Origin of the sequence: Massilia jejuensis (assembly GCF_042656795.1) — a bacterium.
Classification (GTDB): Bacteria; Pseudomonadota; Gammaproteobacteria; order Burkholderiales; family Burkholderiaceae_D; genus Telluria; species Telluria jejuensis.
In genome coordinates, this window is sequence record NZ_JBHSMS010000040.1 from 215,589 (window position 1) to 239,792 (window position 24,204).

Consider the following 24,204-nt stretch of genomic DNA (forward strand, 5'->3'; position numbering starts at 1 on the left):
CCGGCGCCGGATGCGACCATGAACCTGCGCCAATTCCTGATGCTGCTGCGCGCGCGCCGCCGCCTGATCCTGTCGACCCTGTTCGCCACCATCGTGCTTGCGCTCGGCTGGAGCCTGGTGCAGAGCAAGACCTACACCGCCACGGCATCGGTATTGCTGAACTACAAGGGCGTCGATCCGCTCACCGGCCTGACCATGCCGGGGCAGCTCCTGCCGGGCTACATGGCGACCCAGATCGACATCATCAGCAGCAGGAACGTCGCGCTGCGCGTGGTCGATCGCCTGCGCCTGGCGAGCAGTCCTACCGTGACCGCCCAGTTCGAGGAAGCGACCGAGGGCAAGGGCACGGTGCGCGACTGGTTGGCGGACTTGCTGCTCAGGCGGCTCGACATCGAGCCGGCGCGCGAGTCGAGCGTGGTCGAAATCAGCTTCAAGGGCGCCGACCCGGCCTTCGCGTCGGCGGTGGCGAACGCGTTCGCCGAGGAATACCAGAACGCCAGCGTGCAGTTGAAGACCGAGCCGATGAAAAAGGCCGCGTCCTATTTCAACGAGCAGACCAGGCAATTACGCGACAACGTCGAGGCCGCCCAGGCGCGCCTGTCGAAGTACCAGCAGGAAAAAGGAATCGTCAGCCTCGACAATAACCGCATCGACATCGAACTGGCGCGCCTGAACGACCTGTCGACCCAGCTGGTGGTGGCACAGGCGGCCGCCCTTGAGGCGACCTCGCGCGAGCGCATGGCCGGCAGCGGCGCCGCGCATTCGCCGGATGTGGCCAACAATCCCCTGATCCAGAATTTGCGCGTGGGCTTGGCCGCGGCCGAGGCCAAGCTGGCCGAAGGCGCGGCGCGCTACGGCGGCAACCATCCGCACTACCGTGCGGCGCGCGCCGAGGTCGACAAGATGCGCGCCGACCTCAATGCCGCGTTCGGGATGGTATCGAAGAGTGTCGGCGGCAACGCCCGGGTGCTGCGCCAGCGCGAGGAACAATTGCGCGCGGCGCTGGCCGCGCAAAAGACGCGGGTGCTCGAACTGAACCGCGCGCGCGACGAACTCGGCGTCCTGCTGAAAGACCTCGACAGCGCCCAGCGCGCGTTCGACACCGCCAGCGGCCGTTTTTCGCAGACCCGGATCGAAGCGCAGGCCGAGCAATCCGACATCGCGGTCCTGAATCCGGCGGTGGCGCCCAGCGAACCGTCCAGTCCGCGCGTGCTCCTCAATACGCTCGTTGCCATCCTGCTCGGCACCGTGCTGGGACTCGCACTGGCGTTGTTGCTCGAACTGCTGCGGCGTCCGGTGCGCTCGGCCGGCGACATGCAGGAGCTGCTGGGCATTCCCGTGCTCGGCACCATCGAGTGGCATGCGCCGCCGCGGCGCAGCGGCCTGCGCGCGCTGTTCAAGCCAAGCCGGCCCTTGCGCCTGCACTGACAGGAGCTTGCGATGAATTCACCGATCCTCTCTCCGCTGGCGGTCGACGCGGCCGACTCGCGCCTGGGCATGCTGCTGATCGAGGCAGGCAAGCTGACTGCCGACGACGCCGACCGCGTGCTGCGCATGCACCGCGACCTCGGCATCCGCTACGGCGAAGCGGCCATGCGCCTGGGTCTGGTCAGCGAGGACGATATCGGCCTGGCACTGGCGCGCCAGTTCGCCTATCCCTACGTGCTGGCTGGTCAGGCCGCCTTTTCGGCGCGGCTGGTGGCGGCCTACGAACCGTTTTCGCCCCAGGTCGAGGCCTTGCGCGCCATTCGCAGCCAGCTGATGCTGCGCTGGTTCGGACGTGGGCGGCGCACGCTGGCCGTCGTCGGCGCCGATTCCGACGACGGCGCTTCCCTGTGTGCCGCCAACCTTGCCGTGGTCCTGTCGCAGCTGGGCGAGCAGACCTTGCTGGTGGATGCGAACCTGCGCGCGCCGCGCCAGCAGGAAATTTTCGGACTTAAGCCGCGCCAGGGCTTGTCCGACTTGCTGGCCGGCCGCACCGACCTTGACGTCATCGTGCGCGTGCCCGGTTTCGTCGACCTGTCGGTGCTGCCGGCTGGCACCCTGCCGCCGAATCCCCAGGAACTCCTCAGCCGCGAAAGCTTCAGCAGCCTGCACGCGCTGGTCGCAAGCCGCTACGACATCCTGCTCTACGACCTGGCGCCGTTTGGCGCCGGCGCCGATGCGCTCGGCGTCGCCAGGCTGGCCGGCGGCGTCCTGCTGGCGGCGCGCAAGGACCATACGCAGCTGGCTCAGGTGGCGCGCATGGCCGAACAACTGGTCGAGGCGGGCGCCGAGGTGGTCGGCGCCGTCGTGATGGAGTTCTGAATGGCCGGCGAGGGACGCTCCGGCGTCGTGCTTCCGGTGTCGCCCGGTATTGCCGGCCAGCCGGCGCCGGACGCGCCGGTAACGCCCGCCACGCCTGCGCCCACCGGCGCGCCGCCGCAAGCCGTGCGCGAATCGCCGCGCGCGCGCTTGCGCGAGGCCGTGCCCGAATGGTGGCCGGTCTGGCTCGGCCTGGCGGTGCTGTTCCTGCCCACCTTTGCCGACCTGTTCACCGGCGCCTGGATCGGCGAGGAACAGGCGCACGGCCCCATGATCTTCGCCCTGGCCTTGTGGCTTCTCTACCGCAAATGGCCCGCGGTGCATGCCCTGGGTGCGGCCTCGTCGGCGGCGGGCTGGCCGGTGCTGCTGCTGGGCCTCATGCTCCATCTGCTGGGTCGCACCCAGCACATCCTGATGTTCGAAATCGGGGCCGTCATCCTTGTGCTGGCGGCGCTGGTGCTGGTCAAGCGCGGCGCGCGGGCGCTGCGGCTACTCTGGTTTCCCTTCATTTTCATGCTGTTCATGGTGCCGCTGCCCAGCGAATTCGTGGCCGCCGTGACGATGCCGATGAAGATGGCCGTGTCCTGGGCCACCGAGCAGATCCTGTTCGCGGCCGGCTATGCGGTGGCCCGCTCCGGCGTGATCCTGCAGGTCGGCCAGTACCAGCTGCTCGTGGCCGACGCCTGCGCCGGCCTGCAGACCCTGCTCACGCTCGAAGCGCTCGGGCTGTTCTACCTGAACCTGATGCGCCACCCGTCCGCATTTCGCAATGTCGGGCTGGCGATCCTGATCGTTCCGATCTCGTTCGCGGCCAACGTCATCCGCGTCATCGTGCTGACGCTGGTGACCTACCATCTGGGCGACGCCGCCGGCCAGGGATTCCTGCACGGCTTCGCCGGCATGGTGCTGTTCCTCACGGCGCTGGCGCTCATCCTGGCGGTCGATTCAGGCCTGCAATGGGCCGCGCGCCGGCGCCTGGCCGGCCGGGGGCAGGGCGCATGAACCGGCGCCTCCTTTCCAGCCTCGTCCTGGGGGTGGCGATGGCCGCCACCTCGGCCCTGACGGTGGCACTGACCCCTTCGCCGAAAGCGGTCCAGGCCGAGGCGTCGTTCAGCCTGGAAGCGATGATCCCCGCGCGTTTCGGCGCCTGGCGCATCGATCCGCACATCGTGCCACTCACGCCCAACCCCGAGCAGCAGGGCGTGCTCGAAAAGATCTACGACCAGACCCTGTCGCGCACCTATGTCGACGACGCGGGGCGGCGCGTGATGCTGTCGATCGCCTATGGTGGCGACCAGAGCAAGGCCCTGCAGCTGCACCTGCCGGAAGTCTGCTACGTGGCCCAGGGATTCCAGCTGGTCAGCGACGGCAGCGATCGTCTCTCCACCCCGTACGGGGTACTGCCGGTGCAGCGCCTGGTCGCGCGCCAGCAGGAGCGCAACGAACCGATCACTTACTGGATCACGATCGGCGAACACGCCACCCGCTCCGGCATCGAGCGCAAACTGCGACGGCTGGCCTACGGACTGTCGGGCGAGATCCCCGACGGCATACTGGTGCGGGTCTCGAGCATCACGAACGACGAGCCGGCCGCCTGGCGCCAGCATGACCGCTTCATCGCCGAACTGCTGGCCGCCCTCGGCGCGGCCGAGCGTGCGCGGCTCATCGGCAACGGTGCCGGCTGAATCACCGCCAGGGCCACCGCCATGCGCGACACCTTGCTCCAGTATGTGTTCACGTCGCTGCCATTCGTCGTCGTGGCCTTGCTGGCGCTGGGCGCCGTGCTCGCCGTCGGTCTCGGCCTCGTGTGGCCGCGCCTGCTCGTCTATCCCTACCTGTGCGTGTTCTTCTGGACCACGTCGACGAGCTACGGCAGCCTTGCCGTGTTCGTCACGCCCGGCGTCTACAGCCGCGGTTCCGGCTTGCTGGTCTTTCCGCTCGTCGTATGGACCATGCTCGGCTTATGGTGCTGCGCGCGCGTGGCGGCGGGATTCGGGCGCAGCGCGGCGCCAGCATGCAGTCTGCGGCCCTGGTTCTGGGGCTGGACCGCCTTGCTCGCTGCCCACCTTGGCGCGGGTGTGCTGGCGGGGGTGCCGGCGAGAGAGGCGCTGGCGCCCTCGGGCTTCTCCAATATCGTGTGGATGGGACCGCTTGTTGCCTTGCTGCTGCTGGCCTTCCGCACCCGCGAGGAAGCGCTCGAGTTGGCGCGGTGCATCATGCTCGCCGGCCTCATCCGCGCCTTGTACGGGCTGGGCCGCTGGACCGCTTTCGGAGGCGACCCGAACAATGTATACGCGAACATGAACGCGATCCGGATCCGCCTCACTTTCTTCGACATCAACGACAGCCTGCTGAGCATGATGGCGTGCGCGATCGCCGCCGTGGCCCTGTTCGGGCCGGGCCCGGCGCGGCCTGCGCCGCAACCGGCCTGGCGCACTCTCGAATGGCTGACGCTGCTTGCGACGGCTGCCTGCATCGTGCTCTCCTACCGGCGCAGCGCCTGGATCGGCTTCATGTTCGGCTGCGCGGTCGTGCTGCTGCGCTTTCCGCTGCGCCGCCGCGTGCAGCTGGTGCTGGCGGCGCTGCCGCTGGTGGGCGGGGCGCTCGGCCATGCCGCGCTGCGCCGGCTGGGGCAGGCGCAGGGCGGCGGCGGCCTGGGCAGCCTGTTCTACGACATGCAGTCGCGCCGTTTTGGCCCGGAAAGCGAGCGCGTGCTGGAGCTGAAACTGGTGCTGGCCGACATCCTGGCGCGGCCGTTCACCGGCATCGGCTCCTGGGGCCGCTATACGGGCTACCAGCAGATTTCCTGGCAAGCCAATCCGGACGGCGGCCTGTTCGTGCACAGCGGCATCCTGCACGTGGCCCTGAAAAGCGGGTTGCCGGGCATTGCGCTGCTGACTGGGACGGTCTGGGCCTTCGTGGTGGTGGCCCGGCGCGCGCTGCGCACCTTGCCGCCGGAATTGCTGGGCCTGGGCACGGCCGGCGTTGCCGCCGTCGCCTTCATGATCCCCGATGTCCTGATCGGCACGCCGTTCCCCCAGGTGCGCACGACACAGATGATCGCCGTCGCGCTGGCGCTGCCGTATGTGGCGCTGGCGGCGAGCCAGGCGCCGCTTCTGCGCAAGCGGCCCCGCCACGTGCGCCTGCGGCCCGACGTGGCGCCCGCATGAGTCCGGCCGCCGGCCGCGCGCCATGAACCTGCGCCTGCTTCGCAACGCCGGCTCGAACCTGCTCGGCGCCGCCATTCCGGCACTGGCCGCGCTGGCCACCGTGCCGATGATCGTCGCCGGGCTGGGGGAGGCCGGCTACGGCCTGTACGCACTGGTCACCGCGATCGTCGGCTATTTCGCCGTGATCGACATCAACGTCACTGCCGGCTCGGTCAAGTTCATCGCCGGCCAGCATGCGCGCGGCGACCATGAGCAGGTCGGCGCGACCCTGTGCTTCGGCCTGGCCGTCTACGCGCTGATCGGCGCCGCCGGTGCGCTCGGCCTGGTCCTGGGCGCGCCGGCGCTGGTGACGCGGGTATTCGTCGTCCCGCCCGCGTTCACGGAAGAGGCGGTCGCCTGCCTGCGGCTGGCCGCGCTCGGCTTCCTGTTCGGCCAGCTGCAGGGCTACCTGCACAGCGTGCCCCAGGGCCTGCTGCGCTTCGACGTCTCGGGCCTGATCGAGATGGTGTTCGGCACCCTGGTGCCGCTGTTGACGGTAGTGGTGTTGTTCATGGGCCAGGGCCTGTTCGAGATAATCGCCTTGCGCGTGGCCGCCAGCGGCGTGCATTGCCTGGTGCTATGGCGTGGCATCCGGCGCCTGTTGCCGATGCTGCATTGGCGCTGGCCGGAGCGCATCCTGCGCGCGCATATCCTCGGCTTTTCCTGCTGGTCCTTCCTGTCGCGCTTTTCCGCGCTCTCGTACGCCCACGCGGACAAGCTGATCATCGGCGCGCTGGTCGGCGTCACCGGCCTGGCGTATTTCACGGTCGCCGCCACCCTCGCCAACCGCGTGCTCAGCCTGACCTTTCGCATTTCCAGTGTGTTTTTTCCAGCCGCCAGTGCGCTGGCGGCGAACGGCGAGCTGGCCCGCCTCGACCGCGTTTACTTGAAGGCCACGCGCTATGTCGTCTACCTGAACGCGGCGATGCTGGTGCTGCTCGCCGTGTTCGCGTATCCGGCGCTGCTGCTGTGGATGGGCGCCGACTTTGCCCGCAACGGCGCCGCCGTGCTGGCGCTGATGGCCTTGTCGCAATTTATCGATTCGCTCACCAGCCTGCCTTCGCTGGTGAATGACGGCATGGGGCATCCGCGCCTGTCGGGCCTGTTCGCGGTAGCGCGCGCGCTTGCCGGACTGGCCATCGTGTATGCCGGCGTGGCTGGCTGGGGCATCGTCGGCGCCGCCTGGGGCCATCTGGTCGCGTCGAGCGTGTTCACGCTGGTCTTCCTTGTCGTCGTCCATGGCCGCACGGTGCCGACCCGGCTGGCGCGGTTGTGCGCGCAGGCCTACCTGCCGGGCATGGGGGCGGCGGGCGCCGTGGCGCTGGCCGCCGGGCTGGCCGAGCGCTGGTTCGACCGGAGCGTGTCCGATTTCGTGCTGGTCGTCGTCATGACGGCCAGCCTGCTGGTCGTACTGGGCGCGGTGTTCGTGGTCGAGCCGGTCGACCGGCGCTGGGCCTGGGCGCGCGTCAAGGCGCTGGCGGGAGGCTAGATGCGCATCCTGCTCGTCTCCGAAGACTTGCCGGGCGCCCAGGTCGGCGGCCTTGGCAAGCACGTGGTCACGCTCGGCAATGCGCTGATCGCGCGCGGGCACATGGTGCGCATCCTCGGACGAAACGATTGCGGCCCGGACGCCGGACCGGCGCAGATCGGCTTTCGCGGCCCCGTCGATCCCGGTTTCGATTATGCCCATCCGGGCTGGAAGGAACGACAGCTGGGCATATTCAATCCCTTGAAGCGCCCGTATTTTGCGCGCAAGATCGGCGCCGCCATCAACCGCCATGCCGGCCGCTTCGATGCCGTGCATTACCACGGCCACTTGCCGGCCGTCGGCCTGTATGTCGATCGCGGGCTCAATTTCGTGCAGACCCGCCATGACCAGGGTAGCGAATGCCTGGTCCACCTGCGTTTTCGCGACGACGACGTGTGCACGGCGCGCGCCGCGCGCGACTGTTCGGCGTGCATCGCGGCTGGCGCGGGTGCGCTGCGCAGGTCGGTCACGGCGCTGGCCGTCGATGGCTATCGCCAGGCCAGCGCGCGCGTTTTTGCGATGCGCAAGACCGTCTTCGTGTCCGATTTCCTGCGCCGCCAATTCTTGCGCGCGGTCCCCGGCGCCGACCTCGCGCGCTGCCGCGTGATCCCGAATTTCGTCGACTACGCGGCGCTGCGCCAGGCGGCCGAGGCGGCGCCGGCAGCCGGGGCAGGGGCGGTGGGCCTGGTCGGCCGGGTCGATGCCGGCAAGGGTTTCGCCGAATTCCTGGCCGCTGCCCACGGCCGCCTGCCCGCGCATGCGCGCGTCACGATCGCCGGCGACGGTCCCGAACGCGGCCGCCTCGAGGCGCGCTACGCCGCGCCCGCCGTATGCTTTCTCGGCTGGCAGGATTACCCGTCCGCGCTGGCCCTGGCGGCGCGCAGCCACGTCTGCGTCGTGCCTTCGGTGTGCGAGGAGGCTTGCAGCACGACGGTGCTGGAAGCCCTGGCGCTGGGCCGCCCCTGCCTGGCGCTGGCACGCGGCGGCACCCCGGAACTGGCCAGCTACCAGCAATACCCGGGGCAGCTGCAGCTGGCCGCGAACATGCCGGAACTGGTCGAGCGCCTGCGCCTGATCCTGGCGACGGCGCCGCGGCGTCGGGCGCCCGCGCCGCAGTTCGGCGCGGACGCCGCCGTCATCGTTTCCCGCCTGGTGGACCTGTATGCCGAGTGATCCCCGTTTCAGCATCGTCACCTGTACCTGGAACAGCGCCGCCACCCTGGGCGACACGCTCGCTTCGCTGGCAAGCCAATCCTGGCGCGATTTCGAACACGTGTTCGTCGACGGCGGCTCGCTCGACGGCACCCTCGACATGCTCGCCGCCTATCGCGGCAACAAGCGCATCCTGCCGGGCGTGGGCGGCGGCATCAGCCGCGCCATGAACCACGGCATTGCAGCGGCGCGCGGGGACATCGTCGCCCACCTGCATGCGGACGATTATTATGCCGGCCCCGAGGTGCTGGCCCAGGTGGCGCGGCATTTCGATGCCACCGGCGCAGCCTGGGTCGTCGGCAACATCCAGGTATTGCGCGATGGCGAGCTGGCGCCGCCTTATCCGATGCAGCCCTTCAGCTACCGCGCGTACGCATCGGGCAGGACGAGCATTCCCCATCCGGCCGTGTTCGTGCGGCGCGCATGGTTCGCGCGGGTCGGCGGCTTCGACCCGAGCCTGCGCTACGCGATGGACATCGATCTCTGGCTGCGCCTGGCGTTCACGGCCAGCCCGGCCCAGCTCGACCTGCCGCTCGCGGTCTTTCGCGAACACGCTGGCAGCGTTTCATCGAGCAATAAAATCTGCGCAAGACAGGAAGAATTCCGCGTGCGCCGCCGCCACGCGCGCCGCGCACCGCTGGCTTTTGCCCTGTATTGCCTGCGTTACTGGAAGCGCATGCAGGCGTTGCGGGCGGCATCGGATATGTCGCCTTGACACCCGGTGTTGACGGTTTGTCTTTGTGAACAGTCACGGCTGTTGATACTGCGAAAATATGGCTTGAACAAGTGTGTTGCTCTGCAGTTCGATTTCTGAGAAGTAACCTTCAAAAATGATGATTTCTGGAAAAAGTTGCCTTTGTTCAATTTCTTACTACGGTAACATCATTTTGCTCGAACGGCGACACGCTGCAGTGGACGCCGCTTCCAGCAGCACGCGGACCACCGGTCCGCCGGAAGTCATCCATCGTTCTCGGAGCATCACTCATGAAATCCCATCTTCGCGCCCTGGTCCAGGCCCTTGCCCTGGCATCGCTGTGCGCGCTGTCCTTGCATGCGCATGCGGACTGGGCGCAGGCAACCGATCCGCTGATTGTCCAGCCAAGTCCGGCCAACAGCGCCATCCAGGCGCAGAATCCGCCTGGCTTCACCTGGGCACGCCACCCGACCGGGCCGGCCGCCTACGATATCGACATCACGCCTGCCGGCGGCGCCCCCATCGTGGCCGTCGTCAAACGCAACTGGTATCTGCCTACCAAGGCGCTGCCATTGGGTAACTACACCTGGCGTGTGCGTCCGACCGGCAGCAGCGACTGGACGATCCCGCGCAGCTTCTCGCTGACGACGCGCTCGACCGTGTTCGAGGTGCCCGACAACGCCACGCTGCGTGCGCGCATCGCGGCCAAGCCCCGTCCGCGCGCGCTGCCTGCCTCGTTCACCCTGTATTCGACCTGGAGCGCGGCCAGGAAGACCGCGCTCGATCCTTATGTCAGCCGCATGACGAACGAGATCAAGCTGCAAGCCAGTGCGCTGCCGGTGCTGAGCGATACGCGCTGGCCGATCACGATCGCCACGCCCCTGACGGCGGCCATGGCCTCGCAGCAAACCGACATCCGCCAGCGCATCAACGAAGCGGGCCGCCAGCTCGAAGCGGCAAGCGTCATGTGGCGCTTGAAGCGCGATCCGACCTTCCTCACCGAAGCGCTGAGGAAAGGCGACCAGCTCGCCAGCCTCGACCCGAAAGGCCCGACCAGTTATGTCAACCAGGACCAGGCCACGCGCCAGATTTCGGTGTCGCTGATCAAGGCGGTCGATTCGCTTGCAGGCGACCTCGACAGCGCGCGCAAGGCCAGGTGGCTCGAAACGGTGCGCGTGCGGACCGAGGAAATCTACCGCAACCTGGCCGGCGACAACGGCCGCCTCGACCAGTACCCGTTCGATTCGCACGGCAACACCAGCCTGGTATTCCTGGTGCTCATTTCCTCGCTGTCTCTGGGCGACATACCCGAAGCGCAGAAGTGGTTCGATTTCTCTTTCCGGGCGTATGCCAACGCGCCTTCTCCCTGGGCCGGTCCGGAAGGCGGCTTTGCCAACGGCACCGCTTACGCCGAATACGCGGCCGGCTACCTGGTGCAATTGTGGGACCCGCTCACGCAAGCGACGGGCGTGAATTTCTACGCCAAGCCGTGGGCACTGGGCTTCCTCGATTTCGCCACCCAGTTCACGCCGCCGGGCTCGAAGATCCATGCCTTCGGCGACGGCTCCGAAACCAGGCCCGACACGCGCGTCTTTCATGCTTTCGGTTCGCGCATGGTCTCGCCGCGCGCGGCCTGGTATGTCTCCAAGCTGGGCGGCACCGAAGACACGCTCTCGCTGCTGCAGGCGCCGTACCCGATGCCGGTGGCCGACACCAAGATCCTGTCGCCGCCGTCCTCGAGCGCCTATTACCCGAGCATCGGCTGGGTCTCGATGCACAGCGACATCGGCTCCACCGCGCGCAGCTCGCTGTACTTCAAATCGAGCCCGTACGGTTCGTTCAACCACAGCCACGGCGACCAGAACGGCCTGCTGCTGTCGGTGGCGGGGCAGCCGCTGCTCGTCAAGGCCGGCTGGTACGACTGGTACGGTTCGCCTTACTGGACCGACTGGTACCACCAGACCCGCTCGCAGAACGCGATCACCTTCGACGGCGGCAAGGGCCAGCTGGTGACCGGCTACCGCGAGCAGTTGCAGCGCAACGGCAAGATCACCGCCTTCGCCGCCCAGCCGAGCTACGACCATGCCGAAGGCGACGCGACGGCCGCCTACGGCGGCCAGCTGACGATGGCCAAGCGCCAGGTCTGGCACCTGCGCAACGCCGGCAATGCGATCCTGGTGCGCGACCGCCTCAGCGCCACCGTGCCGCACACCTACGAGTTCAACCTGCATGCGCCGGTAGCGATGACGGTAGAAAGTCCAAGTGCGGTGAAGATCGCGATCAATGGCCAGTCGGTCTGCGTGCGCTCGCTCAACGCCAACGCCAGTTTTGCCAAGTGGATCGGCCCGAGCCCCAAGGCCAATGTGGTCGAGGACCATGGTGCCTTCTACTTGCCGAACGACGGCAAGTCGGTCGCCGAATTCCTGGTACTGCTCGACGTCGGCTGCAAGCGGCCGGCGGTACAGGTGGCGACTTCCGGTACCGTGCGCACCGTCACTGTCGCGGGGCAAAGTGTCACGCTGAACTGAACGCAAGCGGGCGCCAAGCCCGCGCTATAGTCGGTGCCCATGCACCGCGTACGTCCCCGCGGCCCGCATGCTCCGGGGACGTTTTTCCATGTAGCCGTTGCGGCACGATGGAGGCAGCCATGAAACAGGTCTTCCTGATCCATGCGCACAAGGATCTCGCCCAGCTCAACGCGCTCCTGGCGCGCCTGCGCGATCCGGACTTCGTCCTGTATGTCCACCTCGACCGCAAATGGAAGGTCGACCCGGGCGATGTCGATCCGCGCGCGCACCGGATTGACCCGCGCCTGGATGTGCGCTGGGGCAGTTACGGCCAGGTGCGGGCGACGCTTGCGTCGCTGCGCCAGGTGCTCGCCAGGGAACCGGCATTCGACAAGCTGTCCTTCCTGTCGGCGCAGGATTATCCGGTCCTGTCGAATGCGGCCTTGAAGCGGGAACTGGCGGCCCACGCGGACGTCGAACTGATCGATGCCGTGCCGATCGGCCCCGCGGGCTGGCCCGCCGATTACCGTTACCAGTATTTTTACAGCGAGGGCAGCGCGCTGCCGCGCCGGCTTGCCTGCGCGCTGGCCAACCGCGCCTTGCGCCTGGCGCGTCGCACGCGCAGTTTTCCCGCCGGCCTGTACCCGTATGGCGGCTCGACCTGGTGGGCCTTGTCGCGGCCCTGCCTGGCCGCGCTGCTGGCGCGGGTCGAACTGGAGCCCGGACTGGCGCGTTTTTTCCGCACCGTGCTCTGTCCCGATGAAATGTTTTTTCAGACGCTGTTGATGGCCTCGCCCTTCGCCGGCCGCGTCCTGGCGCGCAATTACCGGTACGTGCAATGGCCGGCCGGCACGGCGCGCAATCCCCAGGTCCTGGTCGAGGCCGATCTGGAACGCATCCGCGCCTCGGGCGCGCATTTTTGCCGCAAGCTCGATAGCGCGAGGAGCGCCGGCCTGCGCGCGCGGCTCGACGCCGGCGCGGGCGCTTGACCGCCCAGGACGCGGCCAGCCGCCGCCCACGCGTCCTTGATCGCCCTCAAACGCGCGCCCCGCGCGCCAGGGCCTGGGCAAGCCTGCCCGCGCGGAGGCTGCGCTAATATCGACGACGACATCTCGACAAGGCTCCCATGGATACCCGGCCATTCTCGATTGCATTCATCGTGCGCGATCCGTTGCCGCCGCTGCGCGCGGACGTGGCGACCCTGTTCGGCGCCGAAATGCCGCGCCATGGCGTGCGCACCGAACTGGTGGGGCAGGGCGGCAGCGCCGGCGGCGCACCCTGGCACGCGGGCGGCATGCATGTCGTCGGCCACCTGCGCCACCGCTCCGCCGGCCTGCTCGCGCCGCTGTGGGACGCGCTCGGCCTGCTGCGCGCCTGGCGCCGCGGCCGCCCCGACTGCATCCAGGTGCGCGACAAGGTCGCCAGCGCGCTACCGGCCCTGCTGGCGGCGCGTCTGCTGCGCATTCCCTTTGTCTACTGGATGTCCTTCCCCATCGTCGAGGGCTTCGAGGCGCGGCGCGACGCCCTGGCAGGGCGGCGCCGCTGGCTGGGCTGGCCGGCGCATGCGCTGCGCGCCTTCCTCTCGCGCCGCCTCGTCTACCGGCTGGTGCTGCCGGCGGCCGACCACGTGTTCGTCCAGAGCGAGGCCATGCGCGACTGGCTCGCCACGCTCGGCATCGCCCGCGCGCGCATGACGCCGGTCCCGATGGGCGTCGATGCCGTCCTGTTCGACCGCGGCGCCATCGTCCCCAGCCAGGACCCGCGCCTGGCCGGGCGCCGCATCGTGCTCTACCTGGGGCGCGTGGCCCAGTCGCGCCAGTCGGACTTCCTGCTCGAGGTGGCCGAACGCCTGCGCCGGCAATTGCCCGGGGTGTTGCTGGTGATCGCCGGCGAGGCACCGTCCTCCGACGAGATGGTCTGGATGCGCAGCCTGATCGCCGCGCGCGGCCTGGGCCGCCATGTGCTGCTCACCGGCTGGCTGCCGCAGGCGTTGGCGCTGGGCTATGCGGTGCGTGCCGAGGTGGGGCTGTCGCCGATCCCGCGCGGGGCGCTGTTCGACGTTTCCTCGCCGACCAAGCTGGTCGAATACCTGGCGCTCGGCATTCCGGGCGTGGCCAACGACATTCCCGACCAGGCACGCGTGCTCGCCGAGAGCGGGGCAGGGCTGTGCGTGCCGATGCAGGCCGACGCCTTCGCCGCCGCCACGCTGCGCCTTCTGTTCGATCACGAGCTCGCCGCCCGCTGCGCCGAACGCGGCCCGCCCTGGGTGGCGGCGAACCGCACCTACGATATCCTGGCGCGCGAAGTGGCCCGCACTTACCACCGCATCCTGGCGCCATGTGGACCTATTCGCTGAAGGCGACGCTGCGTTCCGGCGCGCGTTTGCTGCTGCGCGGCCTGTGGGGCCGCCTGCTGGTCTTGCCCGGCCTGCTGGCCTGCGAGCGCTCGCCCGCGCTGCTCGACGCGGCCATCGCGCGCCGCGCGCGGCGCCTGGGCGTGGCGCTGGCGCTCGACGGCACCCGGCTGCAGCGCGTCGATCCGGCGGCGCGCTTCGTCACCAAGAGCATGCTGCGCCTGCATCCGGAACGCTTCATCCGTCCGCGCATGCCCGGCTCCTTCCTGCGCGCCACGATCCGCACCAGCGGCACCTCGGGCACGCCCCTGACGCTCGTGCAGACGCTGGGCGCCGTGGTCCGCGAGGAGGGCTTCCTCGCGCGCCAGTTGCACTGGATCGGCTGGCGCCCGGGGCAGCGCCGGGCCTGGATCCGCGGCGACATCGTGTGCCCCGCTCGTCCGCGCGACGGGCGCTACTGGTGCCACGACTGGTGCGGCCGGATGCTGCTGCTGTCCTCTTACCATCTGTCCGAGACGACCATCGGCGCCTATATCGACAGCCTCGAAGCCTACGATCCGGTGGTGCTGCACGCCTATCCTTCCTCGGTCGCGGCACTCGCTGCCTGGCTCGCGGCGCACGGCCGGCGCTATCGCGGCCCGGCGCTGCGCGGCGTGCTCACCTCGTCCGAGACGCTGGAACCGGGCGTGCGCACCCTGGTCGAACGGGCCTTCGGCGTGCGCGTGTTCGACTGGTACGGCCAGGCCGAGCGCGTGGCCGCCATCGGCACTTGCGAGCAGGGCAGCTACCATGTGCTCACCGATTACGGCGGTGTCGAATTGCTCGAGGGCGAGGACGGTTTGTGCGAACTGGTCGGCACCACGCTCAACAACCCGGCCATGCCCTTGCTGCGCTACCGCACCGGCGACCGGGTGGCGCCCGGCGACGGCAAGCCTTGCCCCTGTGGCCGGGCCTTTCCGACGGTCGAGGCCGTGATCGGGCGCCAGGAGCGCATCCTGACCTTGCCCGACGGACGCATCGTGGCGCGCCTGGACCGCGTGTTCCAGGGCCACGACCGGCACCTGATCGAGGGCCAGGTGTTGTATGCCCGCGACGGACGATTCCGCTTGCGGGTCGTCGCCGCCGCCGGTTTCACGGGGGCGGAAGAGGCGGCGTTGCGGGCCGCCTTCCTGCTGCGTGTGCCGGGCGTGGAGGTAGCGGTCGAGCGCGTGCCCGCTATCCCGCGCGGGCCGAACGGCAAGTTCGAATTTATCGCGGTCGAAGGCTGAACCGTGCGCGGAAGCGGCAACAGTTGATGTATGATCGAAATATTGTGCCTTTATCAAGAATCGTGAAACCGTCGCCCATTACCAGATTGACCCATCCATCGGCTGCCGGAGTTCGCGCGTGAAAGCGCGCGCGCCGCGCGTCCTGATGCTTGGCACCGCTCCAGAGGGACGGGGCGGGGTCGCGGCGCTGGTGGCTGTCTTGCGCGCCGGCGGCCTGTTCGAGCAGGCGCAGGTGCGCTATGTCAGTACCCACCGCGAAGGCGGTTTCCTGGCCAAGCTCGACGCGGCGGCGCGCGGCCTGTGCGGCGCCGTGTGCGCCTGCCTGCGCGGCCGTCCTGCCATCGTGCATGCGCATGCGTCCTCGCATGCCAGCTTCGCGCGCAAGTCGCTGCTGCTGTGGCTGGCGCGCGCGCTTGGCTGCAAGACCGTTTTCCATCTGCACGGCGGCGGCTTTCGCCAGTTCGCCACCGTGCGCTCGGGCGCCTTGATGCGGCGCTGGATCCGCCATACGCTCGAACGCAGTTCGCTCGTCATTGCCTTGTCCGAAGGCTGGGCCGGCTTCGTGCGCGGCTTCGCGCCGCGCGCGCGGGTGGAGGTAGTGCCGAATGCGGTCGCGCTGCCGCGTGCGCGCGGCGACCTTGCCGAGCCGGAACGCATCCTCTTCCTCGGGCGCGTCGAGGCCGCCAAGGGCGTGGCCGAACTGCTGGATGCGGTCGCGCTGCTGGCCCCGCGCCGGCCGGCGCTGCGCCTGGTCCTGGCTGGAGAAGGCGAGCTCGACGGATGGCGCCAGGCCGCGTGTGCGCGCGGCATCGGCGGCCTGGTCGAACTGCCCGGCTGGCTCGACGCCGCCGCGCGCGACGGGCAACTGGCGCGCGCCGCCGTATTCTGCCTGCCATCGCATGCGGAAGGCTTGCCGATGGCGCTGCTGGAGGCCATGGCGGCCGGCAAGGCGGTGGTCGCGAGCTGCGTCGGGGGCATTCCCGAAGCCGTACGCGATGGCGAAAATGGCTTGCTGGTGCGGCCGCACGACGCGGCGGCGCTGGCGGCGGCGCTGGCGCGGCTCCTGGACGATGCGGCCCTGCGCCGGCGCCTCGGCGAGCGTGCGCGTGCAACAGTCGTGCAACGGTATTCAACGGAAGCGGTATGTGGCCGGTTGGCTGCGATCTACAACGATTTGGTGGGGGCTAGATGAACGCAACAGTACGCATGGTGTGGTGGGTGAATCGTCTGCGCTGCATGTCGGTGGCCGAAATCGGCTACCGCGTGCGCCGGGCGGCACGCGCGAAAATGGCCCGCGGGGCTGTCTTGCGCGCCGGGTCACCACCGGCGTCGGCGCCGCTGCCGCGGGCGCGCAGCTTCAGCGTGCACGGCGCGCCTGCCCTGAGTCCGGTCCAGGTCGACACCTTGCTGGCCGAGGCCGACCGCATCTGCGCCGGCCACGTCGTGCTGTTCGCCGACCGCAGCTTCGACGTCGGCGTGCCGACCGTCTGGAACCGCGATCCCGACAGCGGGGTGACCGGTCCCGCGGTGTTCTCGGGCGATATCGCCATCGATAATCCGGAACTGGTCGGCGACATCAAGCACGTCTGGGAATTGAACCGCCACCTGCACCTCGTGCGCCTGGCGCAGGCCTGGAGCGTCTCCGGCGACGTGCGCTGGCTGCACGCGCTCGAGCAGCAGTTGCGCAGCTGGCTCGACCAGTGCCCGCCGCTCGTCGGCCCGAATTGGGTCAGCCCGATGGAACTGGGCATCCGCCTGGTCAACTGGGCGCTGCTGTGGCAGCTGGTGGGCGGCGAAGCGAGCCCCCTGTTTGCCGGCGAATCGGGCCAGCGCTTGCGCGTCGACTGGCTCGACAGCATCCATGCCCATTGCCGCACCATTTCGCGCAACCTGTCGCGCCACTCCTCGGCCAACAACCACCTGATCGGCGAACTCACCGGACTGTTCGTGGCCAGCGCGGTCTGGCCATGCTGGAAGGCGTCCGGCGCCTGGATGGAGCAGGCGCGGCGCGAACTCGAGCAGCAGGCGCGCCTGCAGTATTCGCTCGATGGTGTCAACCGCGAGCAAGCTTTCGGCTACCACGTGTTCTCGGCCGAGTTCCTGTTCGTCGCCGGTCTCGTCGGCCAGGCCTGCGATGTCGCGTTTTCGCGCACCTACTGGAGCGTGCTGCAGCGCGCGCTGCGTTTCCTGCGTTCGGTGCGCGATGTCGGCGGCCATGTGCCGATGGTCGGCGACAGCGACGACGGCAGCGTGTTCCGGCTCGACGCCGCCGGCGGCGACCGCGCGGCCCAGTTGCTGGCCCTGGGCGATACCGTGTTCGGCGGCCAGGCGGCCGAGCACGCGGGCGTGCGCTGGCTGCTGCACGCGCTGCCCGGCAAGCGTCCCGACGCCGACGCCCATGAGTCCGACACCGGCTGGGCCTTCCCCGACGGCGGCTACCTGCTTTTCGGTTCGCATTTCGGCGAGGAAAACGAGATCAAGGGCATGCTCGACTGCGGTCCGCTCGGCTACCTGGGCATCGCCGCCCACGGCCACGCCGACGCGCTGTCGATGACCTTGTCGGTGGCGGGCGAGCAGGTGCTGGTCGATCCGGGCACCTATTCTTACTGGCAAGAGCAAAAGTGGCGCGATTATTTCCGCGGCACGTCGGCCCACAACACGGTACGCGTCGACGGGCGCGACCAGTCGGTCTCGGGCGGACGCTTCATGTGGCTGCGCAAGGCGCGCGCCAGCATCGAGCGCATGCCGGCCTCGCCCCATGAATTCGATTTCCGCGGCTCGCACGACGGCTATGCGCGCCTGTCCGACCCGGTGCGCCACCTGCGCAGCGTGCGGTTCGACGCCGGCGCCGGCACCCTGACCGTGCGCGACGAGGTCGCGGCCAGGAAAGCCCATCCGATCGAACTGTTCTGGCATTTCGCGCCTGAGCTGAACGTGCGCCTGACCAGTACCGGCCTGCACGTACGCGGCAAGCGCTTCGCGCTGCAGATGCAGGCCAGCGGGGCGGACCTGAAGCTCGAACTCGTGCGCGGCGCCGAAAACCCGCCGCTGGGCTGGTATTCGCGCTGCTACGAATCGAAGGAACCGAGCGACGTGTTGCGTATCTCGACGGTATCGTCCGCCGTCCCGGTGGAGTGCAGGTTTACAATAACGTTTTTTTAATAAGTGTTTGACCTGGCATTAATGTGAATTTTGGCAAAACAGAACCGGATGCGCTGCAAGGCGGCGAGTGCACCGCAGTGCGCGCACTGCAAGCCCCGCAAGCGGAGTGGAGCCAACGCTGCAACGCGCCGGTTCCGGCAGCCAAAAACACATGTATTTCTGGGCGAGGACTTAGTTTCCATAATTATTACAGTGGTATAGGGAAGTCTGAACATGCTTATTTATCTGGTCGCGGGCGCAAGGCCCAATTTCATGAAGATCGCTCCGATCGTGCGCGCGCTGCAGGCGCAATCGACGTTATCGTTCAAGATCATCCACACCGGTCAGCACTACGACCGCGAAATGAACGACGTGTTCTTCGAGGAACTCGGCATTCCGCAACCTGACGTGTTCATGGCCGCCGGCGGCGGCAGCCATGCCCAGCAGACCGCCAAGATCATGGTCGGTTTCGAGGAACTGTGCGTGGCCGAGCGGCCGGCCGCGGTGCTGGTCGTCGGCGACGTCAATTCGACGCTGGCCTGTTCGATCGTCGCCAAGAAACTCAATATCCCGGTCGCCCACGTCGAAGCCGGCCTGCGCAGCGGCGACATGTCGATGCCCGAGGAAATCAACCGTCTGGTCACCGACAGCATCTCGGACTGGTTCTTCGCCACCGAGCCGGCGGCGGTCGAGCACCTGCGCCGCGAAGGCAAGGCCGACTCCGCCGTGCACTACGTCGGCCATGTGATGGTCGACAACGTCCTGTTCCAGGCCGACAAGTTGACCCGCGCCGACACCTCCGGCTTCGATACCGCCTGCTTCAAGGCCGCCTCCCGCCAGAACGGCGGACGCTACGGCGTCGTCACCATGCACCGTCCGAGCAATGTCGACGATCCCGTCATGTTCGCCCGCATCGCCGCCGCCTTGAAGGAAATCTCGGGCGAACTGCCGCTGATTTTTCCGGTGCACCCGCGCACCCGCGCCAACATCGAGAAGTTCGGCATCGACCTCGGTCCGAACGTGACCCTGGCCGGCCCGCAAGCCTACATGGCCTTCCTCAACCTCTGGAAAGACGCGGCCGTGGTGCTGACCGACTCCGGCGGCCTCCAGGAAGAAACGACCGCACTGGGCGTGCCGTGCGTGACGATCCGTGAAAACACGGAGCGTCCGGTGACGGTGGAAGAGGGTTCGAACGTGCTGGCCGGCACCGACCCGGCCAGGATCCTGCTCGAAGCGCGCAAGGTCTTGCGCGGCGAAGGCAAGCAGGGGCGCCGCCCGCACCTGTGGGACGGCAAGGCCGCAGAACGCATCGTCGACGTGCTGGCGCGTGAATTGGCGCGTCGCTGACGAGAGACGCTATGACCCCTTCCATCACGATGATGGGGTGCAGGATCGACAATCTGTCGATGGAGGAAACCCTTGGCCGTATCGAGGAATTCATCCGTTCCGGCAGGCCCCATCAGCACGTGGTGGTCAATGTGGACAAGCTGGTCAAGGCCAGCCGCGACGAAGGGCTGCGGCGCATCATCAACGCCTGCGCGCTGGTCAACGCCGACGGCATGCCGGTGGTCTGGGCTTCGCGCCTGCTGGGGAAAGCGCTCAAGGAGCGCGTCGCCGGGGTCGACCTGTTCGAGGCGCTGATGCGCCGCTCGAGCGAGCGCGGCTGGCGCGTGTTCCTGCTGGGCGCGCGCGCCGAGGTGGTCGCCGCCGTGGCCGAGGCTTACCGGCGCCGTTTTCCCGAACTCGTCGTCGCCGGCTGGCGCGACGGCTACTGGCAGGGCGAGGCGGAAGAAGCGCAAGTGGTCGAGCAGGTACGCGCCAGCGGCGCCGACCTGCTGTTCGTGGCGATCAGTTCGCCAAAGAAGGAACAGTTTCTCGGGCGCTGGCAAACGACGATGCGCGTACCATTTGCAATGGGCGTGGGCGGCACCTTCGACGTGGCCATCGGCCGCGTCAAGCGCGCCCCGCGCTGGATGCAGCGCGCAGGCCTGGAATGGTTGTACCGTTTCCTGCAGGAGCCGCGGCGCATGTTCCGACGCTATTTTATCGAGGACATGGCCTTTGTCTGGCTCCTGATCAAGGAAGCCGCGCGCAAGCGCAAGCAGTAACAGTATGCAAGCGTTCGATAAAGCGCCCCGGGCAACGCGGCCATGGGCGGCGCGCGTGGCGCGTGCGGTTCATCTTTGTTGTTCGACGAATTAGGGAAAACGCGGCCGCAGAGCCGCTACCGAAGGGCAAGAGGGGGCAGCCAAGGATGGCTGTCCTGAAGCGCCGCGCCAGGCGCGCACCAACAGTTTAAGAGAGTGACGACAATGAAGATTCTGGTTACGGGCGGCATGGGCTACATTGGTTCCCACACCGTCGTCGAGTTGCAACAAGCAGGGTACGACGTGGTCGTGGTCGACAATCTCTCCAACGCCCAGCGCTCGGTCCAGGACCAGGTGCAGAAGATTACGGGCAAATCCTTCGACTTCGTCGAAGCCGACATCCGCGACCGCGCCGCCATGGAAGCGGCTTTCGCCGCCCACAAGGTCGACGCCGTGATCCATTTCGCCGGCCTGAAAGCGGTCGGCGAATCGGTGGCCCAGCCGCTGCGCTATTACGACAACAATGTCTCCGGCAGCGTCGTGCTGTTCGAGACGATGGCCAAGTTCGGCGTCAAGACGCTCGTGTTCAGCTCCTCGGCCACGGTCTACGGCGACCCGGCCTCGGTGCCGATCCTCGAAGACTTCCCGCTGTCGGCCACCAATCCCTATGGCCGCAGCAAGCTGATGATCGAAGACATCCTGCGCGACCTGATCAAGGCCGAGCCGGACTGGCATATCGCCCTGCTGCGCTACTTCAACCCGGTCGGCGCCCACGAAAGCGGCCTGATCGGCGAGTCGCCGTCCGGCATCCCGAACAACCTGGTGCCCTATATCGCCCAGGTCGCCACCGGCCAGCGCGAGAAGCTGTCCGTCTTCGGCGGCGACTACCCGACCCCGGACGGCACCGGCATGCGCGACTACATCCATGTCGTCGACCTGTCGATCGGCCACGTCAAGACCCTGGAGAAGCTGGCCCAGGGTCCCGGCCTGTTGACCTACAACCTCGGCACTGGCCACGGCAATAGCGTGCTGGAAATGGTGCGCGCCTTCGAACAGGCGAGCGGCCGCCCGGTCCCCTACCAGATCGTCGACCGCCGTCCGGGCGACATCGCCAAATGCTATGCCGATCCGACGCGCGCGCGCGAGGAACTGGGCTGGGTCGCCACGCGCGATGTCGCCCAGATGTGCGTCGATACCTGGCGCTTCCAGACGGCGTCCAAGGCCTGAGGCCTGTTTCAGGACGACAAGGAATGGAAGCAAACCCGACAAAGTATTACAGCGCAGTAGCTCAACAGCACATAGAATGAGGGTGATTTAATGAAAGCAATGATTCTCGCGGCAGGCAAGGGCACGCGCGTCCGCCCGCTCACGTACGACCTCCCGAAGCCGATGATTCCGCTGCTGGGTAAGCCGGTGATGGCTTACCTGGTCGAACATCTGAAAAAGCATGGCGTGACCGAGATCATGGTCAACGTCAGCTGGCTGCATGAAAAGATCGAAGAGTATTTCGGCGAGGGCGAGCAGTTCGGCGTCCAGATCGGTTATTCGTTCGAAGGCTATACCACCGACGACGGCACCATCGTGCCCGAGCCGATCGGCTCGGCCGGCGGGATGAAGAAGATCCAGGAATTTGGCCAGTTCTTCGACGACACCACGATCGTGATGTGCGGCGACGCGCTGATCGACCTCGACCTGAAGGCGGCCCTGCTCGAGCACCGCCGCCAGGGCGCGATGGCCTCGGTCATCACCAAGGAAGTGCCGTGGGACAAAGTATCTTCCTACGGCGTCGTCGTCACCGACAACGCGGGGCGCATTACCGAGTTCCAGGAAAAGCCGAGCCAGGAAGAAGCGAAGTCGAACTTCATCAGCACCGGCATCTATATTTTCGAACCGGAAGTGATCGACCTGATTCCATCGGGCGTGTCCTTCGACATCGGTTCGGAACTGTTCCCGCTGCTGGCCGAGCGCGGCTTGCCCTTCTATGCGCAGGGCCGCCCGTTCAACTGGCTCGACATCGGCACCATGTCCGACTACTGGGAAGTGCTGCAGACGGTGCTCACCGGCGAAGTCAGCCACATGGACGTGCCGGGCACCCAGATCGAACCGGGCCTGTGGGTCGGCCTGAATACCAGCATCGACTGGAACGGCACGACCATCGAGGGACCGGTCTACATCGGCTCGGGCGTGCGCATCGAAGCCGGGGTGCGCATCGTCGGCCCGACCTGGATCGGCCACGGCAGCCACATCTGCGAAGGCGCGGAAGTTGTCCGCAGCGTCTTATTTGAATATACTCGTGTGTTGCACGATGTAACGCTCAACGAAATGATCGTGTTCAAGGAGTACAGTGTCGACCGCGCCGGAGAAATGAAGCACGCATCCGAGTACAGTTCCGAGGAATGGTTGAACGCACGCGATCGCCGCCGCAGCAGCCGTAAAGAAGACGCAGGCCAGAAAAGTAACAACCGATAGAAAGCGAACGCATGAAAATTTATCCAGTGATCCTCTCCGGCGGCGCCGGCACCCGGTTGTGGCCGTTGTCGCGCGCCGTGCTGCCGAAGCAGTTGCTGCCGGTGGTAGCCGACAAGACCATGCTGCAGGACACCGCGCTGCGCGTGGCTGGACTGCCGGGCCTGATGGCGCCGCTCGTCGTTTGCGGTAACGACCACCGTTTCATGGTGGCGGAGCAACTACGCGCGGCCGGCATCACGCCCCTGGGGATCCTGCTCGAACCGGTCGGCCGCAATACCGCGCCGGCCGTGGCCGCGGCCGCCCATTACCTGAAAACCATCGATCCTGAAGCGGTCATGCTGGTGCTGCCGGCCGACCACGTGATCGACAACCAGAAAGCCTTCAAGGAAGCCGTCAGCCGCGCCGCGACCCTGGTCAAGGACGGCGGCCTGGCCACCTTCGGCATCGTGCCGCAGTCGCCCGAAACCGGCTATGGCTACATCCGCCGCGGCGCGCCGCTGGCGGTTTGCCAGGGCTGCTACCAGGTCGAGCGTTTCGTCGAGAAGCCGGACCTGGCCACCGCCGAGACCTTCGTCGCCGATGGCGGCTACTACTGGAACAGCGGCATGTTCATGTTCGCCGCCGAGCGCTACCTGGCCGAATTGGCCAAGTTCGCTCCGGCGATCGCCGAGGCGGCCGAACGCGCCGTCACCACCGGCTATAGCGACCTCGATTTCTGCCGCCTCGACGATGCCGCGTTTTCCAGCTGCCCGTCCGACTCGATCGACTATGCGGTGATGGAACATACCGCCAATGCGGTCGTCGTGCCGGCCGATATCGGCTGGAGCGATGTCGGCTCGTGGTCGGCCCTGTGGGAAGTGCAGCCGCACGACGAGAACGGCAACGCGATGCGTGGCGACGTCTACCTCGACGGCGTGAAGAATTCGCTGGTGCGCGCCGAGAGCCGCATCGTGGCCGTGGTTGGCCTGGAAGACGTGGTCGTCGTCGAGACCAACGACGCCGTGCTGGTGGCGCACAAGTCGCAGGTCCAGCGCGTCAAGCAGGTGGTCGACCACCTGAAGTCGAAGGAACGCACCGAACACCTGCACCACACCAAGGTCTACCGTCCCTGGGGCCACTACGAGGGCATCGATGCGGGCGACCGGTTCCAGGTCAAGCGCATCACGGTCAAGCCGGGCGAGAAGCTGTCGCTGCAGATGCACCACCACCGCGCCGAACACTGGGTCGTGGTCTCGGGCACGGCGCGCGTGACCTGCGGCGAGAAGGTCAGCCTGCTGTCGGAAAACGAATCGACCTATATCCCGATCGGCATGAACCACCGTCTCGAGAATCCGGGCAAACTGCCGCTGCACATCATCGAAGTGCAGTCGGGCAGCTACCTCGGCGAGGACGACATCGTCCGCTTCGAGGACATCTACAAGCGCTCGTAAGC

The 24,204-nt window shown here is 67.6% G+C and carries 19 protein-coding genes; all 19 read left to right on the forward strand.

Going from position 1 to position 24,204, the window contains the following annotated elements:
* The first annotated feature begins 18 nt into the window (after positions 1 to 18).
* The 19 genes from epsF to ACFPOU_RS14155 all read left to right on the forward strand — a co-directional run bounded on the left by epsF (position 19) and on the right by ACFPOU_RS14155 (position 24,202).
* Positions 19 to 1,428 (forward strand): chain length determinant protein EpsF, encoded by a 1,410-nt coding sequence (gene epsF / locus ACFPOU_RS14065; RefSeq protein WP_379722261.1) that lies wholly within the window; start codon positions 19 to 21, stop codon positions 1,426 to 1,428.
* Positions 1,429 to 1,440: 12 nt separating this feature from the next.
* Positions 1,441 to 2,307 carry a chain length determinant protein tyrosine kinase EpsG gene (epsG, locus tag ACFPOU_RS14070; protein WP_379722263.1) on the forward strand — a complete coding sequence of 289 codons (867 nt, stop codon included), beginning with the start codon at positions 1,441 to 1,443 and terminating at the stop codon, positions 2,305 to 2,307.
* Positions 2,308 to 3,306, forward strand: coding sequence for an exosortase B (gene xrtB / locus ACFPOU_RS14075; RefSeq protein ID WP_379722265.1), 999 nt, complete (start codon positions 2,308 to 2,310; stop codon positions 3,304 to 3,306).
* Positions 3,303 to 3,989, forward strand: a complete 687-nt coding sequence (gene epsI / locus ACFPOU_RS14080) for an exosortase-associated protein EpsI, B-type (RefSeq protein WP_379722267.1) — start codon at positions 3,303 to 3,305, stop codon at positions 3,987 to 3,989. Before xrtB ends, epsI begins: the two co-directional genes overlap by 4 nt.
* Before the next feature lie 21 nt (positions 3,990 to 4,010).
* A complete protein-coding gene (locus ACFPOU_RS14085) occupies positions 4,011 to 5,474 on the forward strand; it encodes an O-antigen ligase family protein (RefSeq protein WP_379722269.1) in 1,464 nt (487 codons plus the stop codon).
* Between the two features lie 22 nt (positions 5,475 to 5,496).
* Positions 5,497 to 7,002: an oligosaccharide flippase family protein gene (locus tag ACFPOU_RS14090; protein ID WP_379722271.1), complete on the forward strand. Its 1,506-nt coding sequence runs from the start codon at positions 5,497 to 5,499 to the stop codon at positions 7,000 to 7,002.
* Positions 7,003 to 8,214, forward strand: coding sequence for a glycosyltransferase family 4 protein (locus ACFPOU_RS14095; protein WP_379722273.1), 1,212 nt, complete (start codon positions 7,003 to 7,005; stop codon positions 8,212 to 8,214). It begins immediately after the preceding gene.
* Positions 8,204 to 8,968, forward strand: coding sequence for a glycosyltransferase family 2 protein (locus ACFPOU_RS14100; RefSeq protein WP_379722275.1), 765 nt, complete (start codon positions 8,204 to 8,206; stop codon positions 8,966 to 8,968). Before ACFPOU_RS14095 ends, ACFPOU_RS14100 begins: the two co-directional genes overlap by 11 nt.
* A gap of 269 nt (positions 8,969 to 9,237) precedes the next feature.
* A complete protein-coding gene (locus tag ACFPOU_RS14105) occupies positions 9,238 to 11,475 on the forward strand; it encodes a heparinase II/III domain-containing protein (protein ID WP_379722277.1) in 2,238 nt (745 codons plus the stop codon).
* 119 nt (positions 11,476 to 11,594) lie between these two features.
* Positions 11,595 to 12,443, forward strand: a complete 849-nt coding sequence (locus tag ACFPOU_RS14110; protein ID WP_379722279.1) for a beta-1,6-N-acetylglucosaminyltransferase — start codon at positions 11,595 to 11,597, stop codon at positions 12,441 to 12,443.
* Positions 12,444 to 12,580: 137 nt separating this feature from the next.
* Complete coding sequence (locus ACFPOU_RS14115) at positions 12,581 to 13,810, forward strand: glycosyltransferase (protein WP_379722281.1); 1,230 nt, start codon at positions 12,581 to 12,583, stop codon at positions 13,808 to 13,810.
* Positions 13,792 to 15,075, forward strand: coding sequence for a phenylacetate--CoA ligase family protein (locus ACFPOU_RS14120; protein WP_379722282.1), 1,284 nt, complete (start codon positions 13,792 to 13,794; stop codon positions 15,073 to 15,075). Before ACFPOU_RS14115 ends, ACFPOU_RS14120 begins: the two co-directional genes overlap by 19 nt.
* A 118-nt stretch (positions 15,076 to 15,193) precedes the next feature.
* Complete coding sequence (locus ACFPOU_RS14125; RefSeq protein WP_379722283.1) at positions 15,194 to 16,267, forward strand: glycosyltransferase; 1,074 nt, start codon at positions 15,194 to 15,196, stop codon at positions 16,265 to 16,267.
* A complete protein-coding gene (locus ACFPOU_RS14130; protein WP_379722285.1) occupies positions 16,264 to 18,237 on the forward strand; it encodes a heparinase II/III family protein in 1,974 nt (657 codons plus the stop codon). Before ACFPOU_RS14125 ends, ACFPOU_RS14130 begins: the two co-directional genes overlap by 4 nt.
* Before the next feature lie 213 nt (positions 18,238 to 18,450).
* Positions 18,451 to 19,563, forward strand: coding sequence for a non-hydrolyzing UDP-N-acetylglucosamine 2-epimerase (gene wecB, locus ACFPOU_RS14135; protein ID WP_379722287.1), 1,113 nt, complete (start codon positions 18,451 to 18,453; stop codon positions 19,561 to 19,563).
* Between the two features lie 11 nt (positions 19,564 to 19,574).
* Positions 19,575 to 20,324, forward strand: coding sequence for a WecB/TagA/CpsF family glycosyltransferase (locus ACFPOU_RS14140; protein WP_379722289.1), 750 nt, complete (start codon positions 19,575 to 19,577; stop codon positions 20,322 to 20,324).
* A gap of 204 nt (positions 20,325 to 20,528) precedes the next feature.
* Positions 20,529 to 21,530 (forward strand): UDP-glucose 4-epimerase GalE, encoded by a 1,002-nt coding sequence (galE, locus tag ACFPOU_RS14145; RefSeq protein WP_379722291.1) that lies wholly within the window; start codon positions 20,529 to 20,531, stop codon positions 21,528 to 21,530.
* A 90-nt stretch (positions 21,531 to 21,620) separates the two neighbouring features.
* Positions 21,621 to 22,772 carry a sugar phosphate nucleotidyltransferase gene (locus ACFPOU_RS14150; protein ID WP_379722293.1) on the forward strand — a complete coding sequence of 384 codons (1,152 nt, stop codon included), beginning with the start codon at positions 21,621 to 21,623 and terminating at the stop codon, positions 22,770 to 22,772.
* An 11-nt stretch (positions 22,773 to 22,783) separates the two neighbouring features.
* Complete coding sequence (locus ACFPOU_RS14155; protein WP_379722295.1) at positions 22,784 to 24,202, forward strand: mannose-1-phosphate guanylyltransferase/mannose-6-phosphate isomerase; 1,419 nt, start codon at positions 22,784 to 22,786, stop codon at positions 24,200 to 24,202.
* Positions 24,203 to 24,204 lie beyond the last annotated feature (2 nt).

Bases quoted from the DNA above. Each gene is read 5' to 3' on its own strand.
- ACFPOU_RS14085 (WP_379722269.1), top strand. From the start codon at position 4,011: ATGCGCGACACCTTGCTCCAGTATGTGTTCACGTCGCTGCCATTCGTC.
- epsI (WP_379722267.1), top strand. From the start codon at position 3,303: ATGAACCGGCGCCTCCTTTCCAGCCTCGTCCTGGGGGTGGCGATGGCC.
- epsF (WP_379722261.1), top strand. From the start codon at position 19: ATGAACCTGCGCCAATTCCTGATGCTGCTGCGCGCGCGCCGCCGCCTG.
- ACFPOU_RS14115 (WP_379722281.1), top strand. From the start codon at position 12,581: ATGGATACCCGGCCATTCTCGATTGCATTCATCGTGCGCGATCCGTTG.
- ACFPOU_RS14100 (WP_379722275.1), top strand. From the start codon at position 8,204: ATGCCGAGTGATCCCCGTTTCAGCATCGTCACCTGTACCTGGAACAGC.
- wecB (WP_379722287.1), top strand. From the start codon at position 18,451: ATGCTTATTTATCTGGTCGCGGGCGCAAGGCCCAATTTCATGAAGATC.
- ACFPOU_RS14120 (WP_379722282.1), top strand. From the start codon at position 13,792: ATGTGGACCTATTCGCTGAAGGCGACGCTGCGTTCCGGCGCGCGTTTG.
- epsG (WP_379722263.1), top strand. From the start codon at position 1,441: ATGAATTCACCGATCCTCTCTCCGCTGGCGGTCGACGCGGCCGACTCG.
- ACFPOU_RS14105 (WP_379722277.1), top strand. From the start codon at position 9,238: ATGAAATCCCATCTTCGCGCCCTGGTCCAGGCCCTTGCCCTGGCATCG.
- ACFPOU_RS14140 (WP_379722289.1), top strand. From the start codon at position 19,575: ATGACCCCTTCCATCACGATGATGGGGTGCAGGATCGACAATCTGTCG.
- ACFPOU_RS14155 (WP_379722295.1), top strand. From the start codon at position 22,784: ATGAAAATTTATCCAGTGATCCTCTCCGGCGGCGCCGGCACCCGGTTG.
- ACFPOU_RS14090 (WP_379722271.1), top strand. From the start codon at position 5,497: ATGAACCTGCGCCTGCTTCGCAACGCCGGCTCGAACCTGCTCGGCGCC.
- ACFPOU_RS14150 (WP_379722293.1), top strand. From the start codon at position 21,621: ATGAAAGCAATGATTCTCGCGGCAGGCAAGGGCACGCGCGTCCGCCCG.
- ACFPOU_RS14095 (WP_379722273.1), top strand. From the start codon at position 7,003: ATGCGCATCCTGCTCGTCTCCGAAGACTTGCCGGGCGCCCAGGTCGGC.
- xrtB (WP_379722265.1), top strand. From the start codon at position 2,308: ATGGCCGGCGAGGGACGCTCCGGCGTCGTGCTTCCGGTGTCGCCCGGT.
- ACFPOU_RS14130 (WP_379722285.1), top strand. From the start codon at position 16,264: ATGAACGCAACAGTACGCATGGTGTGGTGGGTGAATCGTCTGCGCTGC.
- galE (WP_379722291.1), top strand. From the start codon at position 20,529: ATGAAGATTCTGGTTACGGGCGGCATGGGCTACATTGGTTCCCACACC.
- ACFPOU_RS14110 (WP_379722279.1), top strand. From the start codon at position 11,595: ATGAAACAGGTCTTCCTGATCCATGCGCACAAGGATCTCGCCCAGCTC.